The organism is Cellulosilyticum sp. I15G10I2 (assembly GCF_900095725.1).
Taxonomy (GTDB): Bacteria; Bacillota; Clostridia; order Lachnospirales; family Cellulosilyticaceae; genus FMMP01.
The window spans coordinates 45,864-58,847 of sequence record NZ_FMMP01000011.1; the positions used below are offsets into that span (position 1 = coordinate 45,864).

At 35.5% G+C, this 12,984-nt stretch carries 13 protein-coding genes; 11 read left to right on the forward strand and 2 right to left on the reverse strand.

The window, feature by feature from the left end:
• Window positions 1-493: 493 nt before the first annotated feature.
• Window positions 494-1,456 carry a thymidylate synthase gene (locus BN3326_RS12260; protein ID WP_069999539.1) on the reverse strand — a complete coding sequence of 321 codons (963 nt, stop codon included), beginning with the start codon at window positions 1,454-1,456 and terminating at the stop codon, window positions 494-496.
• Window positions 1,440-2,246: an alpha/beta hydrolase gene (locus BN3326_RS12265; protein ID WP_069999540.1), complete on the reverse strand. Its 807-nt coding sequence runs from the start codon at window positions 2,244-2,246 to the stop codon at window positions 1,440-1,442. The genes BN3326_RS12260 and BN3326_RS12265 overlap by 17 nt, the downstream gene beginning before the upstream one ends.
• A 325-nt stretch (window positions 2,247-2,571) precedes the next feature.
• On the opposite strand from BN3326_RS12265, the gene BN3326_RS12270 reads away from it, so the two are divergent.
• From BN3326_RS12270 to BN3326_RS12320, 11 genes are all read left to right on the forward strand, one after another.
• Entirely contained in the window at window positions 2,572-2,769 is a 198-nt protein-coding gene (locus BN3326_RS12270) for a cold shock domain-containing protein (RefSeq protein ID WP_069999541.1), read from the forward strand.
• Window positions 2,770-2,978: 209 nt separating this feature from the next.
• Complete coding sequence (locus BN3326_RS12275) at window positions 2,979-3,263, forward strand: hypothetical protein (protein ID WP_069999542.1); 285 nt, start codon at window positions 2,979-2,981, stop codon at window positions 3,261-3,263.
• 80 nt (window positions 3,264-3,343) lie between these two features.
• Complete coding sequence (locus BN3326_RS12280; RefSeq protein ID WP_069999543.1) at window positions 3,344-4,981, forward strand: sensor histidine kinase; 1,638 nt, start codon at window positions 3,344-3,346, stop codon at window positions 4,979-4,981.
• The gene (locus BN3326_RS12285) at window positions 4,978-5,616 is read left to right on the forward strand and encodes a response regulator (protein WP_069999544.1); all 639 of its coding nucleotides are present in this window, start codon (window positions 4,978-4,980) and stop codon (window positions 5,614-5,616) included. The genes BN3326_RS12280 and BN3326_RS12285 overlap by 4 nt, the downstream gene beginning before the upstream one ends.
• A gap of 343 nt (window positions 5,617-5,959) precedes the next feature.
• On the forward strand, window positions 5,960-6,913 hold the full coding sequence (locus BN3326_RS12290) for a hypothetical protein (protein WP_069999545.1): 954 nt from the start codon (window positions 5,960-5,962) through the stop codon (window positions 6,911-6,913).
• A gap of 241 nt (window positions 6,914-7,154) precedes the next feature.
• Window positions 7,155-7,844 carry a hypothetical protein gene (locus tag BN3326_RS12295; protein ID WP_069999546.1) on the forward strand — a complete coding sequence of 230 codons (690 nt, stop codon included), beginning with the start codon at window positions 7,155-7,157 and terminating at the stop codon, window positions 7,842-7,844.
• Window positions 7,845-7,864: 20 nt separating this feature from the next.
• Entirely contained in the window at window positions 7,865-8,755 is an 891-nt protein-coding gene (locus BN3326_RS12300; protein ID WP_069999547.1) for a hypothetical protein, read from the forward strand.
• A 46-nt stretch (window positions 8,756-8,801) separates the two neighbouring features.
• Entirely contained in the window at window positions 8,802-10,010 is a 1,209-nt protein-coding gene (locus tag BN3326_RS12305; RefSeq protein ID WP_069999548.1) for a signal peptidase I, read from the forward strand.
• Window positions 10,011-10,041: 31 nt separating this feature from the next.
• The gene (locus tag BN3326_RS12310; protein WP_069999549.1) at window positions 10,042-10,896 is read left to right on the forward strand and encodes an LPXTG cell wall anchor domain-containing protein; all 855 of its coding nucleotides are present in this window, start codon (window positions 10,042-10,044) and stop codon (window positions 10,894-10,896) included.
• A gap of 78 nt (window positions 10,897-10,974) precedes the next feature.
• On the forward strand, window positions 10,975-12,093 hold the full coding sequence (locus BN3326_RS12315; protein ID WP_069999550.1) for a DUF5305 family protein: 1,119 nt from the start codon (window positions 10,975-10,977) through the stop codon (window positions 12,091-12,093).
• Between the two features lie 73 nt (window positions 12,094-12,166).
• On the forward strand, window positions 12,167-12,976 hold the full coding sequence (locus tag BN3326_RS12320; protein ID WP_069999763.1) for a transglutaminase-like domain-containing protein: 810 nt from the start codon (window positions 12,167-12,169) through the stop codon (window positions 12,974-12,976).
• The last annotated feature ends 8 nt before the right edge of the window (window positions 12,977-12,984 follow it).

Here is a 12,984-nt window from a genome sequence, read left to right on the forward strand (position 1 = left end):
TTATATTGGGTATATGAGGGAGTCCGCTTGGCAGTCAGGGGATATCTTTTGCCTCTCCCGCCTACCCACCAGACTGTCCGAAAACTACAATTTTGCTTTTTGAGATGGTCCGCATGAGAATTTTAGGGTACTCCAGCTGCTCACTTACGCATTTCTAAAAATCTAGGCGCTTTTTTCAAATGAACGCCGCAAACTCGCTGGCGACTTTAGTCGCTTGATCAATACAGTGCGAGCTAAGTACCATTTGAAAAAACCACCAAGATTTTCGGAGCGGAATGTCTCCAGAGGCAGCTTCCGCACCCTAAAATCCCCATGCTAATCTTCAGAAAAAGTCAAATGGCACTAGTTTTCGGACAGTTTGCCACAGCCAATCTGGAGCCTTGTCAAAAGGCATCCCCTGACTACCTCGCTAGTCTTTATCAATTATAGATCCACTATTAAATTAGGTACTACTTATTATAGATAATTTATTTCATTATAAATGAGTCTGCTGCTATACAGCTACAGGGGCTTTGATTGCAGGGTGTGGATCGTAATTAAGTAGTTCTATATCTTGAACATCAAAGTCGAATATATTTTTGATAGCTGGATTTAACTTAAGTGTTGGCAGTTTTCGGGGTTCTCTGGACATTTGCAGCTTAATTTGTTCAACGTGGTTTGAGTAAATATGCACATCTGCACCGGTGTAGATGAGGTCTCCGACTTCTAGACCGCATTCGTTGGCGATGAGGTGAGTAAGCAGTGCATAGGAGGCGATGTTGAAGGGAAGGCCTAAGAACACATCGTTTGAACGCATGTTAAACATACAGCTTAGTTTACCTTCGAGGACGTAGAATTGAAAGCAGAAGTGGCAAGGGGGCAGCTGCATAAGACCTTCGTATACAGAGTCAACGGCCCAAGCGTTAACGAGAAGTCTTCTGGAGGTTGGATTTGTTTTAATTTCATTAATCACCCATTTGATTTGATCGTAGGTTTTGCCGTTTGCACCTTCCCAGCTGCGCCATTGTTTGCCGTAGACATTGCCGAGGTCTCCGTAGTTTTTGGCGAAAGTGTCATCTGAAAGGACCTTTTCTTGGTAGATATTCATTTGTTCTTGATAGCGATTGTTAAAGTCTTCATCCTCTGTGCTTCTGATACCAAAGTTTGTCATATCGGGACCGGTATAGTCTGTAGAACTAATCCATTTTTGAAAACCCCACTCATCCCATATATGATTATTGTTTTCGAGTAAGTAACGCACATTTGTATCGCCTTTTAAAAACCATAATAGCTCACTTACGATAAGGCGAAAAGGGACGCGTTTGGTTGTAAGAAGGGGAAAGCCTTGAGAGAGGTTAAAGCGTAGTTGATGACCAAAGATGCTGATCGTACCAGTACCAGTACGGTCCCCTTTAAAAACACCATTTTTTAATATATAATCACACATAGCTAGATAATCTTTATCGACTTGATTCATTCATATTTCCTCCTAGTTGTTGATTAAGCCAGCTCATTGCAAGCTGAACTTCGGGGTCCCAGTAATAAAAGTCATGTCCACCGGGGCCTTGGTGATAGGTTACATCATAACCTAATGTATCTAAATGGCTTTTAAACGATGCGTTATCTGTATATAAAAAATCCTCAGTGCCGCAGCACATATATAAGGAAGGTTTTGATTCTTGCAAGACTGCCCTAGAGGCAAGTGAAAACACATTATGAGGTGTTTCATGGAGTGCTTCAGGTCCTCCAAAAGCAAGCTGGATATCATAAGATAAGTCCAGAAGATGGGCATATTCATGGATTTTTTTAATATCCAAAGGGGCAGAAAGACTAAAGGCGGCTTTGTACTTATGGGGTTGTGATAAAGCTATCTTAAAAGCACCGTAGCCACCCATAGAAAGGCCGCCTATAAAACGCTTATTAGATTCTTTGGCTAAAGGGAAAAATGCTTCGCAGGTATTAATAAGCTCTTCGCTGATATAGCTATAGTATGGAGACCCATAAACCATATCGGTATAGAAGCTTCTGGCACCAAAAGGCATGATAACGGCAATGCCATAGGTTGAAGCATACCTGTCAATCGCACATTTTCTGGACCAGATCGTATGATCATCTCCGAGTCCATGCAATAAATAAAGCGTAGGGAAGCCGTCTGGGGGTATAGCATAACCACCTTTTTTATGAGGAATATCCTGAGGCAGACATACATTCATGTTAGCTGTAAAACCAAGCACCTCAGAATAGTAACTGCATTGTATAAAAGCCATATAAAAGTCGCTCCTTTAATAAAATGTTCATCGTTTTAAGTATATCCTAAATGCCTAAAAAGTACAATTTTTTTGGCATGCAAATGTTCATAGTACTCTAACTCAGGAAAAAAGAGGATGTATGAATTGAAGATATTCCACATAAAATATCTTTAAAGCACCTTGATTTTTAATAGGGATTATGATAATCTAATGGTGTAAGTTAAAATATTGAAACAAAAACGATAGGTAGGCCTCTTGTAACAAAAAACATGGCAAGACCGAAAAACGTTTTGCGTAACAGTGTTTTAGCAATAAAGAATTTTTTTAAGGAGGCCTAGTTAATATGACAGGTAAAGTTAAATGGTTTAATGCAGAAAAAGGTTTTGGATTTATTGAAAGAGACGGCGGAGATGATGTATTCGTACATTTCACAGCTATCCAAGGAGAAGGTTTCAAAACTTTAGAAGAAGGTCAAGAAGTTAACTTCGATATCGTTGATGGTAACAGAGGACCACAAGCTGCAAACGTAACTCGCGCTTAATTTAAGCCAATTACTATAGCATAATTATAGCCACTCACTTTTTGGTGAGTGGCTTATTTTTGTGTCTGCATTTTCTTATTTAATAAAGGAGAACTATTGCTATATACTACAAAAGTAGCATAGGGAGTATACGATAGGACCATGAACAAATGTGTAGTTGATAAGTATTATAGAATAAGGGATTATACTAGGAAGCTGAGGGGAGTCAGGTGCTAAGAAAAAAGTTCGCATGGATCATATTGATTTTAGGACTTATGATAAATAATATAGGATTTGCCATAATAATAGGGGAAAGCTTTGACAAACCTTTATTTTTGCAAAATAAATTATATAAAACATACGAAGAAAAGGAAGAAGAGATGATTATAATCGATGAAGAGATTCCTGGAGGAGAGGCTGTTCAAAAAAATAATCAAAAATTATTGGGCTATAAGCTCTATGTTTTAGGATTGATAGTAGTCCTTATATATTTAGTTATAAGGAAAGTAAAATAGAAAAAGTATATAATATATTGACTATTTTGTAAATTTTTTGTAAACTTTAAGTAATCCATATATTGTAAGTAGGGGTCAACATGAGAACTAAATACAAGTTGAAAAAAGTTAATATTGCAGAAATGGTTGTTATCTATAGATATATTTCGCTAGTTGCGACTTCTTATTTTTATATTATGACAATGAATGAGCATAGTTTGGGAAGGAAAGCATTTATTATATCAGGGATGACTATTACTTCCATTATCATGAATTATCTCTATGGACAAAATAAGGGAGAGGTACAAAAAATAAGTTTATTGCTGCTTACGGAGACCATAGGCAATAGTCTGCTCTTAATACTATCTGGAGGGGTGCAGAGTCCTTATGTGTGGTATGTGTTTAACACAGTATTTGTAGCAGCAATAGAGATAGGGAGCTATTTATCTTGGATTAATATGTTTGTTTATATAGGGAGTATCATTTTTTCAAGAGAGGTACTGCTGCTTTCTGATATTAATGCTATCTCAGGGATCGTCTTGGTTACGGGAGGACTACAGATCTTTGTAAGCTATGCCAAAGAAATCGAGCGAAAAAGCAGTGAAATCATGTATGTCAATGAGCAGCTCAAAAAATCTAATATGAGGGTGGAAGAGACACTTGAATATGTGGTTAAAATTTATGAAGCCATTCATTTATTCAGCAGTCAAAATAATAGTAAAAGTCTTATAGGATTGATGTTAGATTATACGACTCAAGTTTTAAATAGTGAGGGAGCACTTTTTATTAAAGTTGAAGAACAAAGTGAAGGTTATAGTCTTTATACTAGAGATTTAGATGAAAAACTAGCGCAAGATATCTTTCAAAGAATACTTACAGGTGATGAAGTGCAAAAAGATAGAAACGAAAATTGGCACTTAACTATGAATAACACAAACTTTGCAGGAATAAGTATAAAGTACTCTCATAAAATATTTGGTATTTTAGTGGTGAAAAATAGTGAAGACCTAGAGAAATTAAGTTTTATAGCTCAGTTAAGCGGTATGCTTTTTCAACAATTTAGTTTAGAGGAAATGAATGATCTTTTAATCGTAGAGCAAGAGCAAAATCGCATAGCCAACGAGATTCATGATAGCGTGCTTCAAAAATTATTTGCTGTATCTTGTAATTTATTTACTATATCTAAAATGGCCCATAAGATGGAGAAAACGCAAATTACAGAGGAGCTTAATACCAATAGAAAAAGCATTAATCATGCTATGACAGAGCTAAGAAGAACTATATATGGTCTAAGTTCCTATAAAGGCGGAACGAATAGTTTTCAAGATAAAGTTCATAGTTATATTGAAGAAATGAAGAACCTACATAATATAAAGATCGAACTGACAACAGATGGGGATAATAGACAGCTTACAACCAAAGAACAAACTTCTTTATACAGGGTGATATGCGAGAGCGTTGCTAATGCTATCAAACATGGCAAAGCAAGCATTATTGAAATAAACCTTAATATGTCTTATAGAGAAATCAAGATAATTATAAAAGATAACGGTATAGGGTTTGACCCTAAAATAATAAAAACGAAAGAAACGTTAGGATTAGGCCTAAGGAATATGCACTATCTGGCAGCTTCATTAGGAGGAAACATGGAGATTCACTCAGATCCTGAGTGGGGGACGATATTGGAGATGAGTATACAAAGCCGAGAGGAAGAGTATATAAGAAAGGAAATCGTATGACACTATTAATTGTTGATGATCATGAGATTGTAAGGAAAGGGCTGCTGGCCAGCTTTGCTGTTGAAGAGTGCTTTGAGAAGATCGAAGAAGCGTCTAATATAGAAGATGCCATGAAAGTGCTGCGTATCTCAAGACCTGATATTACGCTTTTAGATATCAATCTAGCAGGTAAAGAAAATGGCCTAGATCTTATAACAAAAGCAAAAAAAGAAAATATTGTTACAAAGTTCGTGGTGCTGACATCTTCATCTCGAAAAGGAGATTTTGTAAAGGCTAAGGAACTAGAAGTAGAGGGATATATTTTAAAGGATTCTAATGTAGAAGATATTATTTATGGTCTAAAATGCATTGGCAGAGGAAGAAAGTTCTACGACGCTGGGGTAGAGACACAAGTAAAAAAGGGGCAAAACAGTCATTTGCAGGAAGTGCTTACCGAGAGAGAGTATGAAGTGCTCATAGAACTTGGCAAAGGCTATACTAATACACAGATTGCAGAGAAGCTTTTTATTACTGAAAACACAGTGAAAAAACACATCAGTAGCCTGCTCGGAAAGCTCGGAATGACCCACCGCACAGAAGCAGCCTTATTTGCTGCCAGACAATGGCGGCGCAAAGAGGATTTGGGGGTTAAATAGTTTAGGGGGTATATGAGGTCCGCAAGGCGCGGGAGGGGTGTCTTTTGGTCTTCCACGCCTACCCACAGCCAACCCGAGTCAGCCCAAAAGACACCCCTCTCACCCCTCGCTAGTACTTGAATAGATATACTCTTTAATTAAAAAACATAAGAATATTTAAATCTTAAAGGGACCCGAGGGGTCTCTTTTGTTGTAATTTATACTATTTTTAAATATTGAATATGGTACGAAAGTAGTAGCCTACACTACACGAAATGGTAATGTTAGGAAATTGAAGGTAACATATAATAACATCATAAACAAAGTAATCACTATAAAAAATAAATAAGGGGAGATTAAAAAAATGAAAAGATCAAAATTATTAGTAGGGGTTTTAGTTGCTTCAATGGCACTTCTTGGCACAGGCTATGCATATTGGACAGATATATTGACAGTTAAAACAACAGTATCAACAGGAGAATTAAATGTTGTTTATGAAACTGATGATAATGGAGATTCAACTCATACAGTAGCTCAAGGCGAATTAAAGCAAGTAGCAGGGAAAAATGAAAAATCAAAAGAAATAAACTTACATGGAAATAGTAAGAATTTTTCTCAAACAGTCCAAGGTGGTTCAAATATTTCCTGGTACTATTATGCTAATAAATATTTTAAAGAAGAAAAGCTTCCAGTTTCAGCTGATGGATGGAGTAAGTTGACAAAAGGTCAATATGGTAATAATAAACCAAAAGAAGATGGTTGGTATACTACATCTCAATATGTGTATCAAATATTAGAAAAAGGAGAACCAGGTGGTGAAGAAGTTGTAGTAGGAGAAGGAAAAGATGGATATATTAAACATTTAAGTGCAAATCTTACTAATAACAACAAAGGCATAGTAATTACTGCAGAAAATTTCTACCCAGGTAGTTTCGCAAGTGTAACATTTTCAGCTGTAAATACTGGAACGATTCCAGCAGTTATTGATTATATTGAATTAGATAAAGACAATACAGCATTAACTGATTTGGCGGGCATCTTAAAAGTAGATATAGTTGGAATAGTTCAGAATAAAGATAATACATCGGTAGAGCTAGAAGCTACTACTACAATGGATAAGGTGGCAAGTACTTTAGATACGCTCTATAAAGAAGTAAGACTTGAAGAAGGGAAAAAGCTAACAACTACAATGACTATTACATTCCCAGGTTTAGCAGCAAGTAAAGATGAATTTGAAAAAGTAACAGGGGAAACATTCACTTTAAATATTAATTGGAAACAACATAATGCATTATCAACAGAAAGAACTGTAGAGTAGATGAATGAAAGAAAAATCAAGTTGATAAAGCAATAATTAATAAATAATAAAAAGTAAATTTTTAAACGAAAGGATGGTTCTTGAAAGTGAGAGGACCATCTTTTTAATTTTATATGCTACTTTAGTAGTATATAAAATTATACTTATAGACCATGCAGGGAATCTTTGGAAGTCATACAATAGTAGAAGGGAAACTATAAAATTAATATAAATTAATATATAAGTCTAAGGAGAGAGCTATATGAAAATGAAAAAGTTCTTAGCAACCATCTTAATAGCTAGCAGTGCTTTCTTAGGAACGGGATATGCGTGGTGGATGGACGGATTAGAGATTAAGGGAGTAGTATCTACGGGACAATTTAATGTAGTTGGAGTAGAGGGTAAAATTACTACTACAGGAAGATCAGGAAAAACAGAGGATATGAAAGACTATGAGTCATCAAATATTACTGGATATACGTATTCGATTAGTGACTTATATCCTTATAAACCATATTATTTTACGGCCAAGTTTGAAAACCAAGGCAGCATACCAGCTAAAGTAGCAACTATCAATATTATTAAATCAAATGAGATGACCATTGATGAAGCTAATGTATTTGATTATCTTCAGGTGACAGGCACAGTTAAAATTATAGATGAGAAAGATAGGCAAGCAAGCGGCGGGATTAATGGGAGTGAAGAGGAATATAAGTATATTATAACTAAAGGCCAGAACGTAACAATAAGTAATTTGGAGCAACATTTAAATCAGGTTATAAACTGGAGATTAGAGCCTGGTCATAAAATTATTTTTGAAGACTTTAAAGTTCGCCTGGTAGGAGTTAAATATGATAAACAAACTTCTAAAAATATGTTTGAAGAAAGTAATGTGCAATTTGACTTACAAATATTATTTGAGCAGCACAATCAAGTAGCAGAGTATAAATAACTATAGGGAGGAGGAGCACGATGCGTATTAAGAGGTTTAATGATAGATTAGGTCAATGTTATAGGTGGGCAGTTATAATGATGATTATGACAAGTTTATTAGGCATAGGATATGGTTACTGGTCAAATGAAAATATCATAAAAGCCCAGATAACAATTCCTAAAATTACAATAGGAGATCCAAAGCGAGAAGCAAATGCTCAAGTTTTTAGTGCTATGTCATTAATGAGTGTTGGTGAGTTAATTAGGGTTGATGAAGACGATCATGAGATAGAGATTACCTTTGATATTATAACTACTTTGGAAGATAGTGAGTCTGATATTGTATTAAAGTGTGAGCTCAAGGACTGTAAGGTCTATTTAACAGAAAATCCTTATGGCGTAGATCAAGCAGAAACACTTTTAGATCATATCATATTAAAAGAAATAAAAGTTGAGAAAAAACAGAGTGGGCATGAAGTTATAGTTAAGCTTGATGCTTCTGCACTTAAAAGTCAGCTGGATTTAGATGGAGATAATTATATAAAAATTGAGTTTCTCTTTAAACAGGCAATTCCTTCGGATGAAGAAGATGGGGAGAATAAAGAGGGCTGGGAATATTCTTATGAGAAAGTATACGCAGTTAATTTTATACAAAAGTTACCTTCTAAGTTAGAAGATGTCACAGGATTTCCTGAAGCTAATAGTGAAAGATCGGGAGAGGTAGGCCAGGGAGTTGTTGATATTGAGGCATCAGGAGATGAAGATGAAGGGGTTAGTAGTGATGTGATAGAAGTAGATGGAGATCAAGCAGGTGGCAGTGCTGAGGTATCAGGAAATGGAGATCAAGCAAGTGGCAGTGTTGAAACATCAGGAAACGGAGACCTAGGAAGTAGTACTGGGGTATCAGGAGATGGCACATCGGATGATTAGTGCTTCAAAAATCAAAACTAATATATACTATTAAAAGGGGAAAAGAATGTTAGGAGAGATTACGAATAGCAAGTATAAGAAAATAGCACTTATTTTAGGCATAATGTTGATAGTGTTATATGTTGCGGAAAACTCTTTTCTATTTAATAGAATAGGCAATACTATATTTACTTATGGAATTAAGCCTGGCTACTTTATTATATTAGCACTTTTAATTGGTTACAAGCTTCCCAAAATACATTTAATGAGTAAGGCAAATTATAAATCAACAGTATATGCATGGGCGTTTAATTGTGGAGTTATATATATAAGTATCAATATCTTAGGTGGTATTTTACAAGGATTTGGTAAAAGTCCATATAGTCATACATTAATAGGTATATTAACAAATAGTTTTGCTGTAGGGACTGCGCTTATAGGCAGAGAGAGTATTAGAGTTTATTTAGTAAGCAGCTTTATGAGAAGGAAGAGTAAGCTAGCTTTAGTCAGTATTGTCCTGTTAATGACATTAACTAATATTAGACTTTTAAGATTTACAGGAATCACTGATATAAAAACTTTTACAATTTTTTTTTCTGAGACGATAATTCCTGAATTATGCAATAATATTTTAGCTACTTATTTTGTAGTGTATGGAGGGAAATGGGCTTCGGTTATTTATTTGGGTATCATTGAAGCTGCTATGTGGCTTTCGCCTATTTTGCCAGCGATGAATTGGCTAGGCAAAGGGGTAATCGGTATGATGATTCCTATATTTTGTCTTTTATATATTATGAATGCTTATATGAAAATGTCTAAAGAAGTAAAGACATATAAAGAAAAACAGGAACTTTTATGGCAGTGGGTACCAGAAGCTGTAGGATCTATTTTATTGATATGGTTTACAGCTGGGGTTTTTTCGATTTATCCATCAGTTATTGCAACAGGGAGTATGAAACCCATGATTGAACCGGGAGATGTCATATTGATAGAAAAAGTAAAAGATATGAAAGACATAGAAGCATTAGGAGTAGATGATGTAATACAATTTAAAAGAGATAATATTTTGATTACTCACAGAATTATAGAAGTATTACGAGAAGAGGGTGTTCCGAGTTATCGTACAAAAGGAGACAATAACTCTGCTATAGATGGTCGAATCGTAAGGGCAGAAGAGGTAAAAGGGGTTTTAACACAAGTAATTCCTAAAATTGGATGGCCCACACTTATCTTTAAAAGCGGTAACCCAAATGTTATAGATGATGTGGAATTTTAAATAGGTACTGAAGTTGTGAGGAGTGGTGAAAATGAAAAGAAAGAAGAGCAAACTAATAGGTCTCGCACTAATCATATCTGCTATTTTACTACAAGTAGCCTATGCTGCAACGGTCACTGGAGTAGCAAGAGATGAAAATTACGAAATAAAATTGCATTGTGAAGTTGGAGAGAAATCTGAGTATTTAAATGTTACTGTAAAAGCGGATGAATCAAAGGGTGGCGTAATGCTAGTAGGGGCTGGCAATTTGTATCCTGGGGCTTTTTTTGTAATTGATTCAGTGATTGAAAATCTAGGAGGATCTATTAAGCTTGAATCTGTAGAAATAAAACCTACTGGTGAAGGAAATCAGGAGCTTTACAGGAATTTAATCTTTTATGATGAAAAAGACAATGAGATCACTGTGGATCAATATAAAAGTTATTTGGTTCAGCAACATGCAGATGGTATAATTGGAAGAGATGAAACGAAAAAATTCAGACTTAAAATTGGACTTTCTCCAGAAGTAACGGAGCTTGAAAATGAATCAACAGAGTTTTTAATTGAGATTAAATATGTGCAGGCTGTTATTGATACTGGCGGGGGTACAGGAGATAACGAAAATCCTAACAGCGGCGGACCAGAGACACCAGGAAATACTACAGGGCCAGATGATACGACAATACCAGATGAGATTATCCCAGCAGGACCAACAGCAGTTGAGCTCATCGATGAAGATATACCTGGTGGAGATACAGATATTGACCTTGTAGATGAAACTATTCCAGGAGGTCCAGCTAAGCTGCCAAAAACAGGAGGTGTAGGGGCACTGCTTGTTTATGCATTAGGTTTAACAATGTTAGGTGGCGGAGTTAGTCTGTATAGAAAAGGGAAAAAAGAAGAATAAGCAGATTTGATGGGAGAAGGGCATCCAAAATGGTAGCCCTTTTCCTTGACGTTTAGAGATAAGTAAAGGGGAGAATTTATGAAGATTAAAAAAGTAAGAATAAATAAGGTTTTTAGAATAGGTATGATAGCAGCTGCTGGGCTGCTGAGTATAGGGGCTGTGTTTTTAATCATTAAAGAATATCAAGCTGAACATGTGAGGGAAGAAAGAGAGACAATCTATGAATATAGTATGAAATCAAAGGTGAATTATAAAGTACATGTCAAACCTAATATCTTATATGAAGAAGAACAATTAGGGGAAGAACAAATGTATTTAACAGAATTTGTAGACTACATAAGCGCTGATTTTACAAGTGATTTTACAGGGAGCGACAATATAGATATAGACGGGAAATACGCTATTGCTGCTGAGGTGAGAGGCTACACGACAAAAAATGATGAAAAGCAGATCATATGGCGTAAAGACTTTGAACTTGTACCTGAACAAAGATTTAAGCGTTCAGCAGATAAGAATAGTATCAAAAAAGAAATACAAGTTAATTTCCCTGAATATAACCAGTTTGCACAATCTGTCTTAGAAGCTTCAAAAGTAAATCTTAGTGTAGAGCTTGTAGTAAAGCTCTTAGGTAGTCAAACGCTGGATATTCCTAAGGGACCATTGAAAGATGAGTTGCAGACATCGATTATCATTCCTTTAAATAACGGGTATTTCAATATCACAAAAGAAGGGGAAACAGAGAAAAGTGATATCGTAGAGGAAGTTACAAAAATCCCGGTGGATATTAATAGAAGATGGATCGGTATATGTGGGGGACTAGTGGGAGCTGGAATACTCGGTATAATCCTTATGATACTCTTTACAGCACCGCTTAATGCAGAAGATTTAAGAAAGAAGAAGATTAAGAAAATACTTAATGAACATGGCAGTCGTATGGTGATAGTAGACCATATTAAAATAACAGAAGACTTAGAGGTTTATCATGTAAAAACCATAGATGATCTGATTAAAATAGCAGATGAAATAGAAAAGCCTGTTTTCTATGAGCAGCGAGATGAAATAATGGAGATCACTAAGTTCTATGTTAAAGAACAAGGCATACTTTATATTTATGAAATAGAAGAAGAGATAACGCTGGTATTACAAGAAGTGTTTGAAGAAGTTAAAGAAGAGGTTAAAGAAGATATTATTGCATAAACTCTTTATCAATCACTAAAAACTTGTTATCATAATAGTGTGAATATCTAGAATGTTAAGAGGTGAAAGAGTGATGAAGCATAAGAGACTTATTCAACTAAGTATAATAATAGGTTTGTTGGCAGGTTTTTATATAAATAGCTACGGCGCTCAAATAGAATATTTTAATCAGGATGATGTCTCGCGAGGTGTCATACATATCACCTATAAAGGGACAGCATCTAAAAAAGTGAAAGTGATGATAGAAAAAGGTGACAAGAAATATACTTATGACATTAATGCTGGGGGAAAAACAGAAAGTTTTCCGCTGCAGTTAGGAAATGGGACCTATAAAGTAAAGATTTTAGAAAATACAACGGGTACCTCTTATCGCATTGTTGCTTCTCAAAACGTAGAGGTTAAACTTCAAGAAGATAATATTGTTTTTCTAAATGCCATTCAAAACATTAACTGGTCAGTAGATATGCAGGCTGTTAAAAATGCAGTAGAGCTTACAAAAAAGACAAAAGACTTACAGGAGAAGGCAAAGCTGCTCTATAGCCATATGGTAGATCAGTATGTGTATGATTATAATAAACTTGCCAAGTTGCCATCCACCTATTTGCCTGTCATTGATACTACTTTTTTACAAAAGAAAGGCATTTGTTATGATTTCTCTTCCCTTTATGCAGCGATGCTACGCAGCCAAGGGATTCCGTCGAAACTGATTAAAGGCTATACGCCAAATGCAGAAGGCTATCATGCGTGGAATGAAGTCTATGACAGCAGTAAGAAAGAGTGGCTAATTATTGATACTACTTATGATCTTCAGGTTATTAAAAGCAAACCGAAAGTGAAGATGATCAAGTCTGAAAAAGAATATCAGAAAGTTAATGAATATTAAAAATGGGG